Source organism: Blautia sp. HA8986, from assembly GCF_056504635.1.
Genome location: NZ_JBWLUQ010000001.1, coordinates 1,977,644 through 2,001,817 on the forward strand (window position 1 = coordinate 1,977,644; position 24,174 = coordinate 2,001,817).

At 49.6% G+C, this 24,174-nt stretch carries 22 protein-coding genes; all 22 read right to left on the reverse strand.

Annotated features, from left to right (window positions below):
- Positions 1–16: 16 nt before the first annotated feature.
- The 22 genes from AC04Q4_RS09325 to AC04Q4_RS09430 all read right to left on the reverse strand — a co-directional run bounded on the left by AC04Q4_RS09325 (position 17) and on the right by AC04Q4_RS09430 (position 24,174).
- On the reverse strand, positions 17–2,347 hold the full coding sequence (locus tag AC04Q4_RS09325) for a VirB4-like conjugal transfer ATPase, CD1110 family (protein WP_330410339.1): 2,331 nt from the start codon (positions 2,345–2,347) through the stop codon (positions 17–19).
- Entirely contained in the window at positions 2,340–2,774 is a 435-nt protein-coding gene (locus AC04Q4_RS09330) for a PrgI family protein (RefSeq protein ID WP_117628472.1), read from the reverse strand. The genes AC04Q4_RS09325 and AC04Q4_RS09330 overlap by 8 nt, the downstream gene beginning before the upstream one ends.
- Before the next feature lie 8 nt (positions 2,775–2,782).
- Entirely contained in the window at positions 2,783–3,220 is a 438-nt protein-coding gene (locus tag AC04Q4_RS09335; RefSeq protein WP_117628473.1) for a DUF4313 domain-containing protein, read from the reverse strand.
- A gap of 11 nt (positions 3,221–3,231) precedes the next feature.
- A complete protein-coding gene (locus tag AC04Q4_RS09340) occupies positions 3,232–4,071 on the reverse strand; it encodes a VirB6/TrbL-like conjugal transfer protein, CD1112 family (RefSeq protein WP_117628474.1) in 840 nt (279 codons plus the stop codon).
- 75 nt (positions 4,072–4,146) lie between these two features.
- Positions 4,147–4,521, reverse strand: a complete 375-nt coding sequence (locus AC04Q4_RS09345) for a hypothetical protein (protein WP_015533374.1) — start codon at positions 4,519–4,521, stop codon at positions 4,147–4,149.
- Positions 4,521–6,254, reverse strand: a complete 1,734-nt coding sequence (locus AC04Q4_RS09350) for a VirD4-like conjugal transfer protein, CD1115 family (protein ID WP_117628475.1) — start codon at positions 6,252–6,254, stop codon at positions 4,521–4,523. The genes AC04Q4_RS09345 and AC04Q4_RS09350 overlap by 1 nt, the downstream gene beginning before the upstream one ends.
- A 23-nt stretch (positions 6,255–6,277) precedes the next feature.
- Positions 6,278–6,529: a DUF4314 domain-containing protein gene (locus AC04Q4_RS09355; RefSeq protein WP_015513377.1), complete on the reverse strand. Its 252-nt coding sequence runs from the start codon at positions 6,527–6,529 to the stop codon at positions 6,278–6,280.
- 30 nt (positions 6,530–6,559) lie between these two features.
- On the reverse strand, positions 6,560–6,874 hold the full coding sequence (locus tag AC04Q4_RS09360; protein WP_015513376.1) for a hypothetical protein: 315 nt from the start codon (positions 6,872–6,874) through the stop codon (positions 6,560–6,562).
- Positions 6,875–6,970: 96 nt separating this feature from the next.
- Complete coding sequence (locus tag AC04Q4_RS09365; protein ID WP_117628476.1) at positions 6,971–7,909, reverse strand: ArdC-like ssDNA-binding domain-containing protein; 939 nt, start codon at positions 7,907–7,909, stop codon at positions 6,971–6,973.
- 3 nt (positions 7,910–7,912) lie between these two features.
- Positions 7,913–8,752, reverse strand: a complete 840-nt coding sequence (locus AC04Q4_RS09370) for a PcfB family protein (RefSeq protein ID WP_055155775.1) — start codon at positions 8,750–8,752, stop codon at positions 7,913–7,915.
- A 5-nt stretch (positions 8,753–8,757) separates the two neighbouring features.
- Complete coding sequence (locus AC04Q4_RS09375; RefSeq protein WP_117628477.1) at positions 8,758–10,044, reverse strand: relaxase/mobilization nuclease domain-containing protein; 1,287 nt, start codon at positions 10,042–10,044, stop codon at positions 8,758–8,760.
- Positions 10,045–10,047: 3 nt separating this feature from the next.
- The gene (locus AC04Q4_RS09380) at positions 10,048–10,356 is read right to left on the reverse strand and encodes a plasmid mobilization protein (RefSeq protein ID WP_055155773.1); all 309 of its coding nucleotides are present in this window, start codon (positions 10,354–10,356) and stop codon (positions 10,048–10,050) included.
- 126 nt (positions 10,357–10,482) lie between these two features.
- Positions 10,483–10,860, reverse strand: coding sequence for a DUF3789 domain-containing protein (locus AC04Q4_RS09385; RefSeq protein WP_117628478.1), 378 nt, complete (start codon positions 10,858–10,860; stop codon positions 10,483–10,485).
- A 142-nt stretch (positions 10,861–11,002) separates the two neighbouring features.
- On the reverse strand, positions 11,003–11,335 hold the full coding sequence (locus AC04Q4_RS09390) for a DUF7768 domain-containing protein (protein WP_044920437.1): 333 nt from the start codon (positions 11,333–11,335) through the stop codon (positions 11,003–11,005).
- A gap of 139 nt (positions 11,336–11,474) precedes the next feature.
- Positions 11,475–12,287 carry a DNA-methyltransferase gene (locus tag AC04Q4_RS09395; RefSeq protein WP_227097758.1) on the reverse strand — a complete coding sequence of 271 codons (813 nt, stop codon included), beginning with the start codon at positions 12,285–12,287 and terminating at the stop codon, positions 11,475–11,477.
- A gap of 66 nt (positions 12,288–12,353) precedes the next feature.
- Positions 12,354–13,127 (reverse strand): hypothetical protein, encoded by a 774-nt coding sequence (locus AC04Q4_RS09400; RefSeq protein WP_071849526.1) that lies wholly within the window; start codon positions 13,125–13,127, stop codon positions 12,354–12,356.
- 4 nt (positions 13,128–13,131) lie between these two features.
- The gene (locus AC04Q4_RS09405) at positions 13,132–14,103 is read right to left on the reverse strand and encodes a DUF3991 domain-containing protein (protein ID WP_008400051.1); all 972 of its coding nucleotides are present in this window, start codon (positions 14,101–14,103) and stop codon (positions 13,132–13,134) included.
- A complete protein-coding gene (gene metK, locus AC04Q4_RS09410; protein WP_015533350.1) occupies positions 14,103–15,263 on the reverse strand; it encodes a methionine adenosyltransferase in 1,161 nt (386 codons plus the stop codon). The genes AC04Q4_RS09405 and metK overlap by 1 nt, the downstream gene beginning before the upstream one ends.
- Before the next feature lie 234 nt (positions 15,264–15,497).
- Entirely contained in the window at positions 15,498–16,313 is an 816-nt protein-coding gene (locus tag AC04Q4_RS09415) for a class B sortase (protein WP_117628479.1), read from the reverse strand.
- Positions 16,310–16,807 (reverse strand): gamma-glutamylcyclotransferase family protein, encoded by a 498-nt coding sequence (locus AC04Q4_RS09420; protein WP_025577045.1) that lies wholly within the window; start codon positions 16,805–16,807, stop codon positions 16,310–16,312. The genes AC04Q4_RS09415 and AC04Q4_RS09420 overlap by 4 nt, the downstream gene beginning before the upstream one ends.
- A 1-nt stretch (position 16,808) precedes the next feature.
- Entirely contained in the window at positions 16,809–23,138 is a 6,330-nt protein-coding gene (locus AC04Q4_RS09425; RefSeq protein ID WP_278632529.1) for an LPXTG cell wall anchor domain-containing protein, read from the reverse strand.
- Positions 23,139–23,223: 85 nt separating this feature from the next.
- A complete protein-coding gene (locus tag AC04Q4_RS09430; RefSeq protein ID WP_071849528.1) occupies positions 23,224–24,174 on the reverse strand; it encodes an amidoligase family protein in 951 nt (316 codons plus the stop codon).

Below are 24,174 nucleotides of genomic sequence, written 5' to 3' on the forward strand. Positions count from 1 at the left end.
TCGGCTTGTCCCGCTCTTACGCTTCGCCCGGCTTGGTCGTCATCAGGCGGTACAGTTTTGTATTTCTTGGAAACGAATTTTCAAATGGCACCAGATTTCCGGAACAGCGGATCAGACCATGGCCGGCACCCACATTGGTGATGTAGGATAACTGGTTGTCTGAAATATTCAGAAGTGCCGCCAGCTCGTCCCGGTCGGTGGTGGCCTGATTCAAAAGGATCAGGAACTCACTGTTCGCCAGCATCAGGCGGGCGGTATCGGATTTCAGAAGTTCCTCTACGTTCTGGGTAAGCCCGGTGACAAATCCGGAATACTTACGGATACGCTTGTACAGGCGGTAGAAAAAGTCCGCACTGTATTCGTAGCGGAACAGCAGATAAAACTCATCCGCAAAGATCCATGTCGTTTTTCCCTTCTTCCAGTTCTGGATCACACGGTTGAAAATAGAATCCAGTGTGACCAGCATGCCAAGGGGCATCAGCTGTTCGCCCAGCTCCCGAATATCATAGTCGATGATACGGCTCTTCGTGTTGACATTGGTTTCCTGGGCAAAGGTGTTCAGACTTCCGTTGATAAACAATTCCGAAGACAAGGCCAGTCCTCTGGCTTCTTCCTCCGGCTGGAGCATGAGCTGTCGGTACAGGTCTTTCAAAGTCGGCACCTGCCCTTTGTAACCGCCCCTCATATAATCCCGGTACACATCTGCGGTGCAGCGGTCGAGGATGGATTTCTCCTTTGCCGAAAGGTTTCCGGCTCCGACAAGTTGCTCAAACAAGGACAGGATAAATTCTGACTTCTCAATGAGGGGGTTGCGGTCATTGCCATAGGCGGAATCCATGTCCAGTGCATTCAGATGAGTATCCGAGGTTGCCGAGATCCGGATAACCTCTCCGTTTAAGGCTTCCACCAGAGAAGCAAACTCCGACTCTGGATCAAGGATGAGGATGTCATCTTCCGTGGAAAGGGCAAGGTCTACGATCTCCTCTTTTGCTGAGAAGCTCTTTCCCGAACCGCTGACACCCAGTCGGAAAGAGTTGCCATTTAACAGTTTCCTTCGGTCTGCCACCAGCATATTTTTGCTGACTGCATTCTGCCCATAATAGATGCCGCCCGGCTGCATGATCTCCTGCGTATGGAATGGAATCAATACGGCAGTGGACTCTGTGGTAAGGGTTCGCACGGCATCGATTTTCCGCAGGCCATACGGCAGGACGGTATTCAGCCCATCGACCTGTTGCCATTTCAGGGTTGCCATCTGGCAGAGATGTTTTCTGGCAATGGAATACAGGGTTTCCGTATCAGAATCTAACTGCTTCTTGCTGTCTGCCATATGTACCATCGTCAAGATACCGAACATCATTCTCTGATCCCTGGTGGTCAGGTCATCCAGCATCTCCTTGGTTTCTTTTCGCTGCAGCTCCATATCGTAAGGAACCACGGCAGAAAAGTTATTGTTTGCATTCTGGCGCCTCTGCCAGTTGGTGACATTTGTCTCTACGCCCAGCAGTCGGTTCTGGATCTCCCTCACTGCTTCGTCTGTCGGTACCGGGATGATGTCAATGGATAGCATCAGGTTTCTGCCAAGTCCGCACAGCTCCGATACCATCTCGTCTTTTACATAGCTGGCGTAATCTTCCATAAAAAGGACTCTGCCATATTGCTCACCCAGTTTAAAATGATCATTGTGGAATTCCATCGTGTCCGGGCAGATCCAGTCTTTGAAGCTGTGTCCTTTTTTCGCAAAGGCTTTCATGTCAAACGGGAAACTCTGCGGAACGTCTGCCTTGAAAAAGTCTCGGAAGATCTGGAGCCTCTGTTCTGCATCCAGTTCTTCCCCGATGGAGGACAGCTTGGCCAGATGGGTGATGATATCTGTTCCCACACGGGCGAAATAGGTTCTGGCTTCATCGATATTTTTCTTGTGAACGCTGACGGTCAGATAGCGTTCCTGATAGATGCTGTTGTTGGTACCGGAGATTTTGGACAGGAGCATGTCGTTGTACTCCTTCCGGTATGCATCAAGCCCGTCCCCTTTCATCGGAATCAGCAGGGACTGCTCAAACTCTTCCTTGTTGATCTTGCGGTTGTTCAGGGTAATCTTCGCCGTACAGCCGGAATCCAGTGCATTTAAAAGCTCGGAATAATCCAGAAACATTTCTGTCTTGTCCGCTTTGCTGGCAATGGAATAGTTGATATCCGTAAACCGGAATGTCCGGGAATACTTGCTCTCCACCTGAAAAATACCGTCCGGCCAGATCTTGCGGATGGGGATTGCCTGCTGGACAGACCTCGGTACTTTAAATTTTTCTTTGTCCTGTTTCAGTGTCTGACTCAGGGTTTTAATCAAAGGCATCACCCCTTCCTTTTCGCTTCTTTGGTTTCTTCTGTTTCGTCCGCTTCTTCTCCAGAAGCTCCGCTCCGTTTCCCATCATTTTTTCACCCAGCCGCAGGCTCTCTTCCAGACAGGAAAAGTACAGGTTTTCCGACTTAAATACCAGCCGTTTCGGATACAGCAGTTCGGATTTGATGACTGTCCATGCAAACTGTTCTGCCGTCATGCCGTGGTAACGGAAAAAGCCGCAGGCCGCAAAGGGAGCCGCCCCAAGGATGCACAGCCATCCAGTTACCTGTTCCCCGGCATATTTCCGGGTGAGGAAATAAATCCCAAGGGCTGCCAGGATTGCCAGTACCGAAAATAAGCACTGCCGGAAACTTAACCCCCAGAACATTGACTCCTGATAGTCTCGGATTTCTTTATTCATTTTCACTTCCATGTTGTTTTCTACCTTTCTCTTTGTGATCTCTGTTTTTTCTTTGGTTTCTGTTTGGATGCATCCCCTTGCTGGGTGCCATTTCTTTCCATAAATCTTTTTGTTCCTTCCGGATCAAGCTCTGCCAGTTTTTTCAGGTCGAATGCAACCCTCTGGAAAATGCAGTAACCGGATGATGCGGTATCCGGCTGGATCGTTCCCAGCTTATACTGCTTTATAAAACGAAGCTTTTCTTTACTGAAATTGTGGTCGATATAGGCTTCATTGATACCGCCCAGCGGAGCAAAGGGCAGGTTTACCGTAAGGTCTGCAAAGCTTTCCGGGCATCCATCTTCCATGTGGTAAAGCCCGATATAGAGATTGTCATCGTTCATGTAACTGTCTACCCGGAGAAATAATTTCTCCCGGCCATACTGCCAGTCGTAGCTCAGTGTCTTTGGTTCTTCCATTTTTTTGCCTCCTATAATCCCATGATCTCTTTTACAATCCGGTCAGATGCTTTCACTGCCCCGACCAGTACCAGTAAGTTAAATACCAGCTCCCCGATGTAATTCCAGACAATCGTCACAGCAGACAGGCTGGTATCCTCGACGGCCGGCGGACTCGCCGCAAACACCGAAAAGATGATGCAGGCCAGTGCGATGATGGCTCCTTCCAGACATACCCCGGCATAGGAACGGATAAAATTCTTTCCTACGGACTGAGTTGGCTCCCCGGCAAAGGTTGCCAGCGGGATCGGTGCGATGGCTGTGTACATATACAGCTTGAACATTCTTCCGTATACAGTCAGAATCATGACAAATGACAATACCGTAATCAGCAGGCTTCCTAATAAAGTTACGATCCACAAAGGGATAGATTCCAGCATCCCCACCGCTTCGATCTTGTCCACGATCTCCGAGGGCAGCTCCGTTACAGTTCCACCCGCCATCCCGGAGTGGGACATGATATTTGTTACGATGCCCTGCACAATGGAAAAGATCGCGGTCAAAAGCTCCATGCCGGACATGACGGCTCCCTGTGCCAGTGCAAAACGGATAAAGGCTTTCACTACATGTTCCGGCTTTTTCATATCCGTGAAGCTCCCACAGGTTTTCACAAGCCCCGCCGCAAAGAACAGAACCAGCAGGCCGTACCCGATGGCTTTCAGTCCACCGTTGATGTTCGTCATCACGCTCCAGATCGCCCCGCCCTTGAAATTCTCCGGGCTTTGCGTCAGCAGTGTCCAGATCTCAGCCAGCTTGTCGCTCCAGGTCTGCAAGGCAGAATTTAGATTCTGTACGATCCAGTTATCACTCAAACAGTTTCACCTCCCATCCCGCAAAAGTGAACAGGGAGCCAGCATTTCGCATGGCTCCCCTTCTGGTCTCTTCTCCTATCCCATGATCAGGTCCAGGATCTCTTTTGCAAAAGTAATGATGATACCGCCTGCCAGTGTCAGAAATCCGTTTGCCCTCTGGCTCGGATCGTGGCTCTTTAAGGACAGGCCGACCTGCACGATACCAAATCCCAGCAGGATCAGGCCAATGGCACGGATTAGGGAAAAGATAAACGTGGACAGGTTATTGACTACGGTCAGCGGATCGCCTGCGGCATAAACGCAGGTCGCCCCAATGCAGATCGACAGTACCATGACTGCATACAGAGCAAACAGTTTCTTCTGCCCTCTCTTCATCTTCAGCGGTGCGGTCTCTTTCCTGGTTTCTGTGTGTTTCTTATTTTTCAGTAAATTCATTGGCATTCCTCCCATCAAAAAGGCTCCCCGATGATGTCCTCATCCAGAAGCAGTTCGTAATCGTCATATCTTGTTTCATCAAACATAAAATCGTCATGCGCCAGCGGTGCTTTCGCATAGTTGAACGGTCCGGCACCGCCGTCCTCGGTATACCGGATGTTGGGATGCTTCATCAGGTCATACTTGGCATCCAGTATGGGCCGCTCCCCACGGATAAACAGAAGGGCATTCTGGTTGTCCAGCATACGGACTTCATCCGGCTGTAACAGCTCCCTTCCGCTCTGCTGGAAGTTGGTGGAGTAGCTGCCGGATTTTCCTTTGGTCTGCCCGTAGGTATTGGTGTCTATGGTTTCTTTCCCCAGTAATTCTGATACATATTTGTGTGTCTCTTTTTCGTTGCCGCCCAGGTATAAAAACTCATCGCAATTGCCCACCAGACTTTCCCAGGAGTCCTTGAACAGAGCCTTTAGCTGGCTCATGTTCTGGATGATGATGCTGCAGTAAATGGAACGGGATCGGCAGGTTGCCAGGATCTTCTCAAACTCATTTGGCAGGGATACGTTTGGAAACTCATCCATGATGCAGTTGACCGGAACCGGGAGGGCACCGCCATGCACACGGTCTGCCATGTAATAAAGCGTCTGGAAAAGCTGGCTGTAGATCATGCCTACCAGATAATTCAAAGAGGTGTCTGCATCCGGGATACAACAGAAAAGGGCAACTTTTCTTTCTCCCATGCTGGAAAGATCCAGTTCATCAGTATTGGTCAGCTTGGCGATCTGCGGCAGATTGAAGGCTGCCAGCCGGACACCTACACTGATCAGGATGGACTTGGCGGTCTTTCCTGCCGCCTGCTTGTAAATGTGATACTGCTTGACGGCAATGCTGTCCGGGTCCCGCATCTCCAGACGGTCAAACAAAATGTCCAGAGGGGACTCGTAGTCCTCGTCCTCTTCTTTTACCTGTGCCGAGCCTAACATCTCCATGATCATGGCGAAGTTCTGTTCTTCCGGCGGAGCTTCGTGGAGCAGATACAGCATCAGTGCCTGAAGCAGTGCGGTTTCGCTCTTCTCCCAGAAGGGATCAGAGGACTGGGAACCTTTGGGTGTGGTGTTTTGTATCAGATTGGAAATAAGACGGAGCACGTCTTTGTCATCGTGGACATACTCGAATGGATTGTAGCAAAAAGATGTGTCGGGATTGATGAGGTCAAAGACACGCACCTCATATCCTTTCTTTTCCAGCAGACCGCCTGTCTTTCGGAGCAGCTCGGCTTTCGGATCGGTGATGACCATCGAACAGCAGCACTGCATGATGTTTGGCAGGGCAAAGCCTCTGGATTTTCCTGCACCGGAGCCTCCCACTACGAGAATGTTGAGACATCTGCGGTGCTTGTGGGTGTCAAGGCTAATGCGGAAGTTCTGTGTCAGCAGGATGTTCTGGGAGTACGGCTTCTGGCTATATTTCTTACAGATCTGCCGGGCATCGCCCCATCTGGCAGAGCCATGTTCTTCCCCTCTGCGGTAGTTCTTCTGACTGGAATAAAAAATGCCGATCCCGGCTGCGTAAAGTAACGTGCAGACCAGCATCGACTTGATGGTATATTCCGTATAATGAAACTGGAAGGGATGGTTCAGCTTTTCTGTGAGAACCTCCATCAGCTCGAAAAGATTCCTGCCCGGCTGGATGGCATCCGCAAGCAGGATTGCTACCCACCAGATGACAGGCAGTCCGGCAAGCCAAATCACCCAGTCTGACTTCCGGCTGTTTGTTACCGGGATGGCTGCTGTTTGGGCCTCTCTGCTCTTGGCAGGTCCGTAATGTGGAAGCTGTCCACTCCCGGAACGAGGGCAAGGCTGCTTCCATTCTCCCAGTTTACGTGGATCTGCCCTGCATCGTCTACCATATCCACCTTACCTTTTAAGCCGGGTGGCATGTGGCTCTCCCCCTCCATGCTGTTAAGCGTGACCTCGGTTCCCGGCGGATATCTTCTCCGCATGGCTTCTATTCTTTCTTGTGTCATATTTCTGTATATTTGTACCACATCCTTTCTTCATCTTCCCCTTCCACGGTATGGGCGGTATCTGGATTTCATGATCTTTAACAGGACGCTGTCGATCCCATCGGAATAGCGTCCGTTTTTCAGGTATGTGTCCCGGAGCTGGTTTAAGGCTTCCACGGATTTGCTGTGTTCGGCTTCTGTCAGGTAGAGCTTTCCCTCTTCCTGCTCTGCCAGCTTCAGAACCAGATCCCGTGTGGTATCCACCGGAAGCCCCTGTTCTTTTTCCTGCCGGAACACTTCCCGGAGTGCATGGATCAGCATGTGGTTCATGATCCGGTCCATCTTTACATATCGCATTCTTGTCATAGGCGAGCCTCCTTTTTTCCTCTTTTTTCTCAACCACAACATACCACACTTCCTCCCGGAAAGCTACTGCAAAAGAGCCGGAAAAGCCCCTTTTTATCAGCGTTCCGGGGACTTTTTACTCTTGGCAGGTTTCTCCATTTTTTCCTCCGGGATGGCAAATTCATCGGTCATAAATTCCTGCTCGCTTTTGCCAAGGTTGCGGTCTACCTGCTTGCCAATGGAATAGGCTGCACTCTTTACATCCTGGATAAAGGAGCGGAGTTCTTTCGGATCTTTCTGTCCGAATGCCTGCATCTGGCATACCTTGTCAAAGGAAAAACCGGAGACATCCACGCCGTATTTCTGTGCTGTCACATACGCCGCACAATAGGCCTGTGCCGATACCCCTGCCCGGCTGTAGCTTCCATCGTGATGGTCAAGGGATGCACAGGCCAGCTCCCGGCTGATGGAATGAAACGTTGCATTTTCGCTCATGCCATTTCGGACATAGATCGTCCGCTTGTTCGGGATGTACTGTGCCTGTACCTTATCCGGCAGATTGTCTGCGATCTGAATCCGTACCTCGCTGTCGGTCAGTAGTGCTTCCATCAGCTGGTCCATCGGCTTTGGCTCTGCCTCTTCCGGCTGCTTGGTACGGATCTGGCTGATGTCATAGGCTTTCTGGATGGAGTACCCCTGCTGGATGACACCGTCCTTTTCATATTCCTGTCCGACAATGAAGTTGTATCCCTTGCTTCCGGTCTTGACTACCTTGCCTTCTTCCTTCCATTTTTCAAAGGTCTTGACCTGCCGGATCTTCGGATTCTGTGCATAAAGCAGGAACAGGTTGTCTGTCCTCTGCGGCTTGCACTGTCCCATAAAATCAAGGAATCCTTTTAAGGAGTCCCCATTCCGGAAGACCTCCTGTGCCTTTCCATCGATCATACCCCAGATTTCTTCCCTCTCCTGCTTTTTCTGTGCGGCATATTCTTCTTTCGATAACCGCTGGGCGGACGGTTCCTGCGTGTCCTGCCCTAAAAATTTTGTCAGGTCCATCTTCTACCTCGCTTTCACCTTTCGTTTATTTCTCGCTTTCTTCTGCGTTTTCTTTGGTCCACGGTTCTTTTCCCGGCTCCGCTTCTGGGATTCCTCTGCTTTCTCCCGTTTGATGTTCTCCAGCTCCCGGCGGACACTGGGACGCTCCTGTTCCCTTGGCTTTGCTCCATCAGTCCCGTTTTCCTGCCCGGTAGAAATATTTCTGCTGTGCAAGGAAAAGCCGGACAGATTCTCTTCCCCCTCTTCCTGCACCGGGATAAAATTTTCCGATTCGGAAGACTCCTTTTCAGGATGATTCTGATTCTTCTCTCCTTGAGAAAAATCCATGTCACCGACCTGGAATGCTTCGTCCAGATCGCTGATCTCAAACTGCACCTCGCCCTCTGGCATCTGTACGATTTTCTGTACTGTTTCGGTTTCCGGTGCTTCCATTCCAGCGGTTACCTCATGGACAGCTTCCCCGACTTCACTTCTTACAAAATCAAGATTCATCTTATCCATAACCCGGTTGACCTTGGCTGCGTCATCCGCAAAGACCATGACCTCGCTCATCTCCGGGTTCTTTTTATCACGGATAATCACATAGAGCAACCCTCGCTTCCTGCCCTCACTGCAAAATTCACGCAAGCGGTCAGACGGCACAGTAAAGAACTTCAATGGCTTGTTCTCCTTTAACATCCGCACCATCCGGGTTCTGCCCCTCGTTTTCTTCTGGTCTTTTAATACGGCGGCAACAAATACCGCCAGATGCTTTGCCAGCGTACCCGAAAGTCTGAGCCCGTGGTCCACGCCGTCCAAGGAATACCGGACGATCTGATCCGCTGCATCGCCTCCATAATTCATACTGTTCACCTGCTTTCTGTTCTCGGTTGTCTGTTTTTCTCCGTCTGTTCTGCCTGTCTCTGGATCTGCTCTGCCAGACGCATCTTTTCTTCCATCTCCTTGGACTGCTGTTCGATCCGGATGCAAAGACGGATATCCTTCCGAAGCGGCCTCAGTTTTTCGGTGATCTGACCGATCCTAACACTGTCCGGTTCGCTCCGGTAGAGCCGCTTCCGTTCTTTTGTGAGTGCCTGCACCTGTTCTTCCAACGGGGTTCGGTATGCCATCAGTTCTTCACGGGTGGTAATCTGATACTTCTGAAGAAATTCCATCTGCTCGATCCTGGCATCCAGTTTTCGGATATCTGCCCGGAGCACCGGGGAGATTCTTTTCGGCTTCTGCTTTAGAACACCCATCTGATACAAATAGGAATAGTACAGGGCCTGTATCCCTTTTAACTTCTTTTTCGGGGGCTGGGAAGCTCCTTCTTTTCCAGCAGTTGTCCTGCTCTTGGGCTGTAAGATCCACTGCTGGATGCTCTCTTCTGAGTAATGCTTCCCAAGGCTCCGCAGACGGATATACCGTTCCATCCCCGGTGCTTTCAATGCGATGTACTTCCGATTCAGCTTCCACTGATATCCTCTCTGCTTCATCTGGTCCAGAAATTGTTTCCATGTGAAGCTTTCTGCCACCGCATCACGGATATCCAGACGGATCGAGGTTCTCCAGGTTGGCTTTCCGTCCTGTTCTGCCATCCACTGGGCATAAGATTTCCCTTTGCCATTTTTCGGTTCGATAACTGATAAGCCGTATTTCAGGCATAAGGCATCCGAAGTTTTCCGCACATCCTCGTAGTAGCTCCTGCTGTTACTATGGTACTTTTTCCCATCTTCCATGCTCACGGAATTAAACACGATATGGTTGTGGTAATGCTCCGTGTTCAAATGAGTGGTGATGACAGCTTCATATTTTCCCTGAAGGAGTCTTTCTGCCAGCTCCATGCCAATCTGGTGGGCAAGTTCCGGGGTGACTTCCCCTTTGGCAAAGCTCTGCACCAGATGGAAGCCCTGCACCCCGTCCATCTTGTGGTATCGTTTCTTTGTATCTACCATATCTTGATAAGCAGTCTCACAGACACAGCCAATGGCATTCTCAAAAATGGAACGCTCCGTCTTGTCCCGGTTCATTGCATATTGAATAGCTTCTTCCAGAGAGCCGGCACTCTGCCCTTTCTTTGTGGTCTTATCCTTGTTTCGAATGTAAGTAATGGAATTGTCCAGACGGCTGACCGGGATGATACTGGTGTATGCCATCGGCTACCATTCCTCTTTGACCAGCCTCCATGTCTCTTTCGTCATGCGGAGCATTTCCCGAATATTCTCTTCCCCTGCCATCCCACATCCATTGGCTACATGGGCAAGCTGATTGGCATTGTTGCACAGACCGGATACTTTCCTTAAAAGTTCGGTATGATGTTCACAGGGTCTTGCCCGGACTTCGCCGCCCATGACAAGGGAACGTATGTATTCCTCACGGGACAGGCCGCTTTTTTCTACCTGCTCTTCCAGAAAACGCAGCTCCTTTGTATTGAGGCGGACTGGTATCACATGGTTTCTTTTTCTCATCTCTTCACCTGCTTTCCAACGGGTTATTGATCGTTTCCTTACATTTCACGGTTTTTCCAGATCAGGAATCCTGTCAGCACGCCAATGGCTACGGCTGCAGCAATAATCTTTTTCTTCATATAGGCCTCACCCCCTTTCCGGTACCCGGCACAGTTCCATCGGGGCAAGCATGATTCCTCTTTTCTCCATCTCTTTCGCAAATTCCAGAAGGTTCCATTTCTTCCCATCGATCATGGCAGAATCGGCATCCAGATAATGGCAGGTGGATACATTCCGCTCTCCATTTGGGGCATTCTGCACAAGGCTCTCCCCGTCTGAAAGCCGGAACAGTTCCTGTCCCTGACTGTTTACAAAACAGATGCACACGCCGTGGTCAATGATCTCCTTTGGTTTCATCCGGCACCGCTCCAGTGCCTCATCCTCCCGTTTTCCTGAGATCAGTAAACACATTGCAAACACGCCCATTGCCCCTCCGGTCATTGTGCCAAGTATAAATCCTAACATTTCTTCGTTCTCCTTTCGTCTGTTTACGGCTCGATATGGGGGATTGGGGTTCTCCCCAAAGTGCGTTTGGATATCCAAACGCTATGCTTGCAAAACCAGTCGCATCCGGTTTCGTCCCCTCTGAACCAGTCGTTTTTCTGAATCATTCATTTTCCTTGATTTTGCTCAACCCATCCAGTGTGGTACAGATGATATGGAGTCTGTCAGCCATGCTGATCTCCGTGTTCATCGTCCCGGTGGTCTCTTTTCCGCAGACAACCACCATCCTGCACCGCCTTAATATCTGGTGGGACATTCTCCGCATGGCCTGCATATCCTCTGCATCCCCGTCATCAAGGAATGGGGAAAAGCTGTACTGCGGGCAGATCGGCACATATCCCAGTTCGTAGATCTTCCGGCAGTACCGCTGTACTTTGGTCTTTCCTTCTTCTGCAGAACAGCAGACATAAGCAAGTGCCTGTTCCAATACGACCATCTCCTTTCCTGGCCGGACAGGTTTCCTCTGCCCGGCGTTTTTCCAAAAAGAAACACCCACAAAGCATTCCGCTCTGTGGATGTCTTGTGGACATCTGGATTCTTTTCTTCTCTTTTTCAGATGTCTGCCAGACATCCGGCTACTGTGGTTCTTTGTTTTCCGCTTCTTCCCCAGCTTCCAGTGCAATGCGGACACGGTCGCTTCCCAGCTTATAATACGAATCGGTCACTTCAATGCCGACTGCCTGAAACCCCGACTCTGCCGCCGCAAGGATGGTAGTACCAGCTCCGGCAAACGGGTCTAAGATCAGGCCGCCCGGCTCACAGATCTGGATGACATCCTTCATCAGCTGGAGCGGCTTTTCTGTCACATGGATGCGGTTCTGGGGATTCCCATAACGGAACACACCCGGAAGGCAGGACACCGGGCGGTTGATCGGCATCGGTCCGTTGCTTCCCCATACAATATATTCTGCCTGCTGGCGGAATCTGCCTTTCTGCGGACGGGAGTTCCCCTTGTCCCAGACGGCAGTCCCTCTCCAGATCCACCCTGCCCACTGGAGGGCATCGGTGATGGACGGGTACTGTCTCCAGTCAATAAAGAGGCAGATCGGAGCCCCTCTCTTGCAGGCTTTCCGCACATCGTACAGCCATTCTGCCATCCAGTGGGTCCAGGAACGCTGGTCTTTATTATCCCCATCAAAATCCGGCAGGGCATTTTCTGCTTTCATGCTGCTGTACTTCTGGTTGGTAGTTCGGTTGCGTTCGTTCTGCTTGGTTCCCCCGGACGCATAGGGCGGATCGGTTATAACTGCATCAAAGATCCCCGGCTGGAATCCTTTGACCAGTTTTAAGGTATCTCCATGCAGGATACGCCAGTTCTCCCCTCCGGCAGACTCATCCGGCACACAGTCCGGTTTTAAAAGATCTTCAAGTTTCAGGGTATTTCCCATAGGCATCATCCTTTCGGTCGCTTATTTTCCAGATTTCTCTGGAAGTGCTTTTCTTTATGGAACTGCTCATCGGCAGGTATCCTCTTTTTTCAGTGTTTCTTTTCTTGGCGTTCTGGGCTGTTCACGGTGGTCCGACAGCTCGGTTTCCACGTATTCGCTGATGATTCCCAGCGCTTCATAGTAATTGCTGCTCTTGTGGACACGATCCGCCATTTCGTTGGCCTGTTCGGACATCCCGGCACGTCTAAGCAGTCTTGCGGCATCCCCAAGGGTTGAGAAAATATTTCCGTCATGCCCTAAGAGCTTAAGTTCTGGACGGGACGGCTTTTGTTCCGGCTGCTTTTCCTGCACACCGTTTTCCGGTGCTTTCACCTGTATCTGGAAATCCGAGCCGGCACCAACATAGAAATGTAAGTATAATTCACCACCGTCTACCTTGATCTCCCGCTGTTCCAGACTTTCTCCCCAGCCATCGCTGTACTGCCCTCTCAGATACTGCCCCACCACACGGTATTCCTCTGGTGTCAGATTCTCCCGGAGTGTCAGGTTTGCACAGCCATATAAAACGCCCTCCTGTTCCTTTACCGCCATTGTAATGCGTTCCACTTTTTCCTTAATGTCCTTGTTTTGGTCAAAATAATCGATCAGGTTGCATGGCTGGTTGTCAGGCATACCGAGCCGATTGATCTCGTCAACCTTTTCTGCGATGGATGTCTGATACTGCACCAGGTCAGGTCCTTCCAATGGCTCCGCATCATCCAGATTCACAATATCTGAATAGTCCGGAATAAACTCTGCCATCAGAGGTGACAGCATTCCCACTTCTATTTTATCTTTCAAAGCATCACCTCGCTTCCCTATTCTGCCGTTTCTCCGGTGTACGGGCAGCCATTTTTGCCATGTCTGCCCAGTCTGCCCCTTCGATTTCCGGCAGGTTCTCGATGATCCGATAGCTTCCCTCGTAGGCTTTTCGGATATGTTCACACGCCCACCGTCCGGCAAAGTCATTGTCGGTACACACTTCGATCTCGGTGATCTCCGGGTGCTGGGACAGAAAATGTTCCAATGCCTGCGGCTTTTTCATGCTACGCTGGCTCTGCCCTTCTTTTGGTGCGCTGATCCCGCCAAGCTCCAGACGGTACTTATCCCGGCTTCCTTGTCTCTGTTCCAATGTCATGTGGGCAAGCACATCCACACAGGCTTCATAAACAGCAACCCGTCTGCATCCCGATTTCGCCGGAACACAAAAAGCGTATGCCTTTTCACTTCCGGCCTGTTCCATCTTAAAAGACTTTCCGCTGGCATCGTAAATCCCACGCAGGAAAGCATATCTTGCCACCTGGTTTTCATCCCGTCCTATGAACACGGCATTGTGGTAGGGCAGACTCTCATATAAGATTCCCAAATGAACACACCGCTGTAAGACCTCGCCACTGATGCCCCGCTCTTTCAGATAGCGGAACACCCTGCGGCAGTCTGGGCTGGCCGTAGGCAGGACAAATGGCTTCTTTGGCTTTGCTTCCACTGGAGGAGGGATATAGGTGGGATACTCATCTTTCAGCATTTGCACTGCCTCCAGAAAAGAACACCCGTCTACATGAATCAGGAAATTTAAAGCACTGGTGCCCCCGATATCTCTGGATTTCCAGTGCCACTGGCTGGTCTGCTCGTTAATCTTAAAGCTGTCGTGGTCTGTCAGCTCCCATTCATTTCTGGCTGAAGATTTTTTCAGACGGTTTGGCTGATATTTCTTCAGGTATTCAATGGCGGTGATCTCCCTTGCACGTTTGATTTCTTCTTCCGGAATCCACGGCATTACATCACGGTATCCCGGAGCTGCTCTGCCTTATCCGTTTTCTCCCACGGGAATTCCTTTCTTCCAAAATGCCCGAACACCGCACTCTGTCGGTAGATTGGCCGCTTCAGGTGCAGGGTGTCACAGATCTGGCTTGGGGTAAGCCCGAACACCAGAGGGATCGCTGCGGCGAGGCAGTCATCCGCACAGATCTTTCCCGTTCCAAAGGTATCCACCTGCACCATGACTGGCTGGGCAACCCCAATGGCATAGGCAAGGGACACCTGGCATCGGCTGGCAAGTCCGGCAGCTACCATGTTTTTGGCGATGTAACGGGCCATGTATGCCCCGGAACGGTCAACTTTGGAACAATCCTTCCCGGAGAATGCACCGCCGCCATGCGGTACCAGGCTGCCGTAGGTATCCACCATTAGTTTCCTTCCGGTCAGTCCGGTGTCTGCATCCAGACCTCCGCACACAAATCTGCCCGATGGGTTAATCAGGATCTTGGTATCCTCATCCGGTGGCAGCATACGGAGTGCCGGGCGTAACACTTTCTCCCGGATCTCATGCTCCAGCTTCCGAAGGGATTTTTCCTTTTCATGCTGGCAGGACACAATGACGGTATCCAGCCGGGCAGGTCTGTCATCTTCATACTCCACGGTCACCTGCGCCTTTCCATCTGGCAAGATTCCCGTGATATATCCGCTTCTACGGCTTGCAGACAGTTCCCTTACAATGCGGTTCGCCAGAACCACTGGCATCGGCATAAGCTGCGGTGTCTCATCGCAGGCGTAGCCAATCATGATGCCCTGATCCCCGGCACCGCTGGCAAGTCCGCTCTGAACAGAAACAGTCCCTGCCCTTCGTTCTCTGGATCTCTCCACTGCCCCGGCGATATCCGGACTCTGTTTGTGGATGAGGGCATCCATGTGGATTTCCTCTGCTTCATAGCCTGCACTCTCCAGCACCTTTTTGATGATTTCAAACACCTGTGGCTCAAATCGGCTGGTGATCTCTCCTGCTACAATGATGTTCCTTTTGGTCGCCAGCACCTCGCAGGCCACTCTGGAATTTTCGTCCTCTTTCAGACACGCGTCCAGAATGCTGTCTGCGATCAGGTCGCAGAGCTTATCCGGATGTCCTTCTGTTACGGATTCTGCTGTATAAAATCGTTTCATAATCGTTACCATCCTTTCCAAGTAAATAATAACGGCAGGAAACGCTCCTTTCTGGAACACTTTCTGCCGGATCTGGGTTATAAGTTGTCTCACATTCTGCACTTTTCTGGTACTTTCAGACACTTTTTTCAACCTAAATACTACCAATGCACACCCTTACATAATCCCCCTGTTTTGAACACATCCCTGCCCGTGCGGTCATTATTTGTCTCATTTTCTGCACTTTTCTGGTACTTACGAACACTTCTGACTCCACACTGCCCCGGAAACCGGCACCGCCAGGACGATGTTCCTGGCACCGCTCCATTCATATGAACACGTGACGAGCGTCAAAACCTTATCGTATATACACTTCAGGTAATCATCCCCGGTTTCGAACACTTCCCTCTGCTTAGCTGCTTTTAAATATTCCTGCACTGCCTCCGCATCTGCGAGTTTCTGCTGGAATGGGAACAAATTCCTGTCTGCTTTCAGCACCGTGACAATTCGGTATTCCTGAATGCTATCCTCTGTCTGAAGATAAGCAAAGGGATGCTCCTGATAGTACGTTTCATCTGCATATAAGTCCAGATTTCCGAACATTGCCCCACTGTTCATGTTGTGACCGTAAATGATAAGGTTCCGACTTTCAGACACTTTACAGTCTGCCTGTAAAAACAGGCTTCCGTTGATGTCATATTCCTTTTTGTAATTCCGTTTCAGGTAAAACTCCCCATTCTCCTGTTCGGACTGAAGCACCGGGTAATCAATCCCGGTATCCGGTATTGTCAGCCATCCCTGCACATCCGGGTATTGTTCCCGAAGAGAAACAAGGTCTACCGCAGCCACCGGGCATTTTCTTCCAGCTGGTTGGTCTTTCTTTTCAGAGCCTGAGGCTCCCGGAGCTTCCAGCTCCGGGAAATTCCCTTTCAGCTCTGCCACCAGCTTTTTGTTCTCCATTGGAAGATATACCATGTGGTAAATCAGAAACCCGGCACTTGTCAGCGTCACTGCAAGGCAGATGATCTTGAAAAACCTCTGTAAGATTCCTGTCTTTGGTTTTTTCTTCATCGTTCCTGTCCGGCTTTTCTCTGCTTCTTTGGCTGACTCTTCTGCGTCTTTCCCGGCACAGGCGGTTTCCTTGCTGCTTTCAGGATCGGCTCTGTCGGGATTTGGTTCTGTCTGCAGCCCTTTAAGATCCCAGTCAGGTACGACCGTCCGGGCGGATTAAAGTTCTGCATGTAATCTTTTGTCATGATATAGACAATGGCTTTGATCTCTCTTCCATCTTTGTTCTTGACAGTGATCTCCTGCTTGTCGTAAAAATCAGGATAGCCTTCATAAAGATCCAGGCTCTTTTCACAGTCCCCGGTCAGTGACCAGAGGACGCCGTCCACATGGCTTCCCTCTTCCGGGAAGATGGTGGCAAGGCCGCTTCCTGCGGCTGCAAAGGTCAGCCGATACCCCTCCAGGCGGACGATTTCTACCACCTCCGCCTTTGGGCACCGATATGCCATCTGGTCCAGATCCATGTTGCTTCCATACGCAAAATATAATTGTTTCAGCCTATCTGCCCCCTTTTTTCTTCTTTCTTCTGGATGCCACACCCATGCCGATCAGACCGCCTGCGGAAAGAATCAGGCACAGGGCCGGAATCCAGAGGTTGGTGTCATCGCCTGTTTTCGGGTTGCTTACAAACGGGGTGTCCTCCGGCAGCTTCTCGTTCGTCACTTTCTGGATGACTTCGATCACTGGAGTTTTGTCATCTACATAGGTAAATGTCACCTCATGTTTGGTCTCATCCAGCTGATAGCCCTCCGGTGCTTTGGTCTCAACCAGATAATAGGTGGCTGCCTTATCAAATTTGCCGTCCTTATAAGTTCCGATTGCAAGCAGTCCGCTGGTTGCATGGCCGTTTTCATCAGTGGTCAGGGTTTCTACCACTTTGCCATCCGCATCCCTCAGTTCAAATTCTGCATCTTTCAGTGCTGCTCCGGTATCCTTATCTGTTTTCTCAATGATCAGACGTCCCTTTGCGGTGTCATCTTTCATGGCTACCTTCTGGATCTCTGCGGTATCTGCCACCTCGAAGGTGATCTCCTCTGCAACGACATAACCGTTTGGAGCCTGCTCTTCTTTCAGGGTGTATTTACCAATCGGAAGTTTTTCGATATAATGCGGCTCTTTACCGGAAGTCCAGGTTTCTACGATGTTGCCATTTTCATCTGTGATGGTCAGTTTGGCTCCTTCGATCTCATTATCTCCGGTAATATCCGTTTTGCTGATCTTCACTTTGGTCACGTCATCTTCCATTACCTGTTTCTGGATCTCCGCAGTATTCTCTACGGTGAATGTGATGCTTTCCGCAGTGGCATATCCATCGGCCGGCTTGTTTTCTGTCAGGGTGTAAGATTTTCCTACAACCAGTTCTTTGATGATGTGCGGCTCCTTGGTGGATGTCCATTCCTCAACAACAGCCCCGTTTTCATCCGTCAGCTGTAATCTGGCTCCCGGCAGTTCCTCGCCCGTGGTCAGATCGGTTTTGGAAAGCTCCACGGTTGTCGGCTCATCTTCAAATACAAATTCATAGGATGCTTCTACTTCTTTATCCCCCTGGTACTCAAAAACAAATTCCTGCTCTTCTCCGGTGGTGACAAATCCATCCGGTGCATACAGCTCCTTCACATAATAGGTTCCGTCGATCGGCAGGTCTGCAATAAAGGAAATCTTTCCATCTGCATCTGTTGTTTTTAACTCGATCAGGGTATCTGCTTCCATCAGCACCTTTCCAGATGCGGACAGGATGTCGTTTCTGGTGTACAGTCCAAAGATGCCGCCTTTTAATACACGGTCGGTATCCTTTTCTTTCTTCAGGACGTTCACTTTTACTTTCTGACGGTTGTTCTGCCAGTCCTCATCGTATACGACAACCGGGGTATCCTGGTCACGGTAGGAAAGATCTACATATCGTGGTTCTTCATCCAGCACATAACCATATGCTGTGCCCACCTCTTTGACATAGTATTTTCCAACCGGAAGGTCAGATACTTCTGCAACACCGTTTGCATCAGTAGTCACGGTTGCCACCAGCTCGTCCTTAGCATAATAATCCGGGCTTACACCATCGGCTGCTTTGATATCCTCTGCAGCGTAAATCTCAAAGGTAACGTCTGACAGGCTTCCTGTGATGTACTCAAACAGATGCTCTACAACGCCTTTGACATTGTCCAGCAGGGTGATCTTATCAAGGAATTCACCCTTCTTGTTTACGATCAGCAGGGCTTTCGGCACATCGTCTTTCATTTCCACTTTCTGTACTTTTGCGGTATCCTGAACGGTGAATTCCACATCCGTGGTCTTTAAATAACCAAGCGGTGCAAGAGATTCACGGAGGGTATAAGTTTTTCCAACGGTCAGGTATTTGATCACATGAGGCTCATCCTTTACGGAAGTCCAGCTGTCGATCACATTTCCATCCTTGTCCAGAACAGAAAGGGATGCCCCGTTCAGCTCTACGCCTGTGGTCAGGTCGGATTTTGTCACCTCGATGGTGGTCGGCTGGTTCTTCTTCACAGATTTCAGCTTGATGGTCGGAATGTCCTGCCCCTGATAGGTGGCATCAAATTCCAGTATCTCGTCAGAAGATACAAAACCATCCGGTGCAGAAATTTCTTTCACATAATAAGTTCCAAGCGGCAGGTCCAGGGTGAAGTGTGCCTGTCCTTTTTCATCGCTTGTGATCTCCTGTAATAAGGTATCTGCTTTCACAATAATCTTGTCACCGGATTTGATCTCGTTCTTATTGTAAAGACCGAATGTAGCTCCAGCTACCGTGCTTCCTGTTTCTGCATCCTGTTTTTCCACGGTGATGCTTACTTTCTGGCGTTCATTGGTAAAAGTCACTTCTTCGTCTACGACTGGGGTATCCTGTCCGGCATAGGTAAAAGTTACTTCTTCGCCTTTGGCATTCCAGGTGTAGCCCTCCGGCGTTTTTTTCTCTTCTACACGGTATTTGCCGAGCGGAAGGTTCTCTACTACGGCACTTCCGGTTTCATCGGTTGTCACCGTTGCCACCAGTGTGTCTTTGGCATATTCCAGATAACGGTTGCCGTTCTCATCTTTCTGATGGTCTGCGGTATAGATATCTTCTGCGGCATAAACCTCAAACACGGCTCCTGCAAGGCTGGCTTCCTCATAGGTGAAATCCTTGTCAAAACCTTTGACTACTTCTCCTTCCTTGTGGATGGTCAGTCTGCCTTTTGCCGGGTGGTTCTCGAATTCCACCTCGATGATCAGGTCACCGCTGACCGGATCTTCCTGGTATGCAGTATCGCTGTCTACCTTGATTTCCACGGTATTGGCACTGTGGGTGTATCCATCCGGTGCAGTCACTTCTTCGATGCGGTAATTTCCACAAGCCAGATTCTGTGGCAGGATCAGGTATCCATTCTCATCCGTAAAATAAGATTTATGTACCATAGTAGATGGGTAGGTGGTCACCTGTTCCACATATTTCTTGTTATCCAGATCGTATACTTTAAACTCAGTATTCGGAACCAGGACAGATTTCTTTGTCTCGTCATCTTTTTTGACGATCTTTAATTTTGCTTCAAACTCTTCGTCCAGAAGCACACGCCATACCTGCGGCTGATCCGGATTGTTTTCCGAGATCACAACCTTAAAGTCATCGACTGGTTTGAAGTTGTGCGGTGTGGTGGTCTCCCTTACAATGTAGGTTCCGTATGCAAGCGGAATGGAGCATGCATATCCACGCTCATCCGTGAACATTTCTGTCTGTCCGTCTGCGGTCAGTACAACCGGAGTTGCAGATGCAAAGTCATAGGAACCGTCCTTATTTTTCTTCAGGCTGCTCTCCAGATATGCACTGAATCCCACACCTTTTAACAGATCGGCATCGGTCTTACCATTGTTGGCTGCTTTAATGACCTGGAACGGCTGTTTGATCACATCTTCCAGAGAAGTTGCGGTACGTTCTACCGTCTGAACCAGATCTCCCTCGTCATTACACTCCAGATCATGTTCTTCCGGGTCTGCCAGATATCCAACAGGCGGCGTCAATTCTTTCACGTAATACTTTCCGAGATAGAGGTCTGCGATTTCTGCATTTCCCTCTGTATCCGTAGTCAGGGTTGCAATCTGCGTTCCTGCCGGGTAAAGGACACCTGTCTGTCCATCCGGATGAACGATATCCTCACGGGCATACAGTCCGTAAACCGCACCCTCAAGGGTTGCATCTCCCTGTGCGGTCTTTCCGGTTTCGGAATCCTCTTTTACCAGTTTGATCTTCGCATTGACACGCTCGTTCTGGAACGTGTGGCTGAAAGAAACGGTTGCCTCTTTGTCTGTGGTGTACTGGAACGTAAAAGAGTACACATCCTCACTGTTTCTGGTATATCCGGCCGGTGCAGAAACCTCTTTCATGTAGTAGCTGTTAGCGATCGGCAGGTCTGCCTGATATACGGCTTTTCCGTCTGTTCCGGTCACTACCTTCTCAATGAGGGTATCTTTTTTGACCACAACGGTTCCGTCCGCTACTTTGATGTCGTTTCCGGCATACAGGCCATAAGTGCCGCCCGGAAGGTATTTCCTGGTTTCCTTATCCTGTTTGTATACGCTTACGCTTGCTTTTTGGCGGTCATTTTTGAATGTCACGCTTCCCATGACCTTCTCCACATTGCTTCCGGCATAGGAAAGGGTGATTTCCTGGCTTTCGCCTGTGCATATCAGATTTTGTGGTGCCTGCATTTCTTTTACCACATATTTTCCCAGATATAGATTATCCAGTGTGACACTTCCGTCATCCCCGGTAGTAAGTCCGGCTTTGACCAGTGCGTCTTTTTTATAAATGACGGTTCCGTCTGCGGATACAATATCCGCTGCGGCATAAACATTGTAAACCGCACTCTTCTGTTTCTGCTCGGTATAAACAAAGGAAACACCATCATCAGTTACCTTTGCTCCGGTCAGGACTTCTCCTAATTTATAAACAGTCAGGCTTGCCATCTGCTCTGCATCGGTAACGGTTTGTTTTACAGTATCTCCGATGACCAGTTTCACATCGTAGGCTTTGGTATCCAGCAGATATCCGTTTGGTACGGAGATCTCTTTCAGGTATACGGTATCCTGTGTTTTGGTGATCGTAACGCTGGAAGCTCCGTTGGCATCTGTGGCCGGCATCTTTGTGATCAAGTTCTTTCCATCCTTGTCACTGTAAACGCCATAAACTGCACCTGCGATGGCTTTGTTGCTCTTGCGGTCCTTCTTTACGATCTCCAGAGTTGCCTGTTTTACCCATGACACTTTAAAATCTACATACTTCTCATCGGTCACGCCCTCGCCAAATACCAGGGCAAGGTCCTGTGTCTCGCTTCCGGTTGTGATCTTGTAAGCGGAATAGTCTTTGATGATGCTTCCCTTCATGGTAACAGACCATTCCCCTTTGACATCCACTGCCTGTGTCAGCGGTGCAGATAAGTAGAATTTGGTACCGCCGCAGATCTCCACGGATGCACCTGCACTGCTTGTTTTTCCCGTTGTCACATTATGCAGTTTGACACCGGAAGGCAGTTTCATGGTGATGGTCTGCAGTTCGGATGCCTTAAAGGTGATCTCTTCTGTTCTCTGGCTGTTGCCGCTGATATATGCGGTAACATCTGCATTGGAGAAACTCATGTCCACTTCCGGTATCTCCGGCTGGCTCATGCAATAATTGTAGAGTTCCATTGCCAGAGCCTGTCCGGTTGCATTCGTACCGGAAAAAGCGTCACTACTGTTATTGGCATAAGACGCAGCCAGATGGACAATGATAAACTGTTTTCCAGCGGAAAAATCAGGATGTTTCTCTGAGAAAAATCCATTTTCGCCGGATGCTTTTGTGCCGTAGTAGCATACTTTTGCCAGTGCTTTGCTGTCACCCAGTTTGGTGATCTTATAAACACCATCCCCAGGTCCTGCTTTTGACGGCTGCACACAGTAGGCAGTTGCAGACACGTTTCCAAATTTTACGGTATATTTATAGGTTACATAAGAACCCAGACCGTAGTCTGCATAATAGTATGCAGTCCCTCTTGTCACATCTACATCCTGTGTTGCTCTTGTACTGGTATTGACTGCGGTGAAAGAAACGGTTTCCCCATCTTCCATTGCCATAAGGTCAATATCCTGTTCCCCTGCCTGCTCCAGAACATCGCTGAGTGTCAGCCCGGATTCTTTATCGGTTGTATTTTCTGTTTCGGCTTCCTCTAATGCGGCATCAAACTCAGATTCAGAAAGTCCACCCTGAAATTCGGGTTCTGTTTCTTCCGGTTCTTCTGTTTCAGATTCAGCTGTCTCCGGCTCAACAATTTCTGTTTCTACAGGCACTGTCTCAGTTTCTTCCTGCGAGGCAGCTTCCTCATCATCAGAACCTGTATCCTCTTCGGTAACTGCCTGTTCTGTCTGCGGTTCACTCTGAGCTGCTGTCACAGGCTCTTTTACGATCAGGTTTCTCCCAATCTGATAAACCGGGTGGTTCTGGTTGACTGGCTCCACATAATAAACGGCATGGTAAGTGTCTGCATGGCTGGTGCTGAAGTTCTCCCCGGCGTCATTCTCTGCTTTCTGGAATGTCACTTTGACTTTGCTTTCGTCCTTGATTTCCAAATTTGTAAAATCCGTGGAAACATCAAAGTCCTGTCCGACTTCCAGCTCCAGATCGGTGGCTTTTACCACTTCATTTTCATCCAGCTGATCCTTTACGGATTCATACGCTGGCGGTTCCGCCGCTTTCGGCTCTTCCGAAGCATACACCGTCAGCGGTGAAATGACCGTGGATAAGATGGTGACTGCCGCCATCACCCCTGAAAGGATTCGCCTGAATCGATATTTACTCTTCATGTTTTCTACCTCTTTCTTCTTTTTCTTCATTTTGCATAAGAACAGCCGGATGTTTCCACCCGGCCTGTCTGTTCTCATTATTCTGTTATCTCGCATCATCTGTCCGTCTTGGATTCTGCAGACAGGCATAGGTACTTTTGTCATACCGCCATGCCTTATCCCCGTCCAGATTGGCAAGTAGATGCTTCCGTACATTTTTGTATTCGTCCCCGATCAATCCGAGGCGGAGCAGAAAGGTGCGGAACGTAAATGCCGGGTTATCCCCGATCTCCGTCTTTTTTGCATGGGTACAAGATTGGTTGATCGCCTGTGCGGATATGGCAAGTGCCAGTGTGATATTCGACCGGACTTTTCCTGCATGGAGGGTGCTTTCAAAACAACGCCATTCCAGTGTTCCCTTGGAAAAAACAGCATGTAGGTTTAAGGCATAATACCTTGTCCAGTTGTAATGCTCGGAGCTTCCGTCATTTCCCTCATACCATGCCCTTTTGAATTTTTCCATCGTGATGGTGCTGTTTGGCATCCGGCGGATCTTCTCCAATACCATAGGACGGACTTTCTGGCAATACTCATCTTCCCTTCTCGTCTGTACATTTAAGGCTTTGAACAGAATATCCTCTTTGCAGTACATGATCGTCAGTGCATTTTTCAGACTCCTTGGTGTATGATTGGATGCGTCCACATGGACATGCATGCCACAGGATGAATTGACAAAAGCACCTGCGTTTTTGACACACCGCACCACTTCCTGGAGTTTCCCCATTTCCGAATATTCCAATTTCGGGGATACCATTTCTGTCGAATAATCTCCATCGGCATCTATTACAGTACCATTTGCCAGCCTTTCACAGTCGATACTGCTGTCTCTTGAAAATTTCCACGTTTTTCCATCTGAATCTTTTACACACCAGGAATCGTAAGAACGGATATGATATGGCTCTGTTCCGAACATTCTTCCAATCGCAACAGCCGCATCATAGCGGCTGATACCTGTCATCTCAATCTCTGTACCAAAATACTGGTCTTTTAGGTCGAT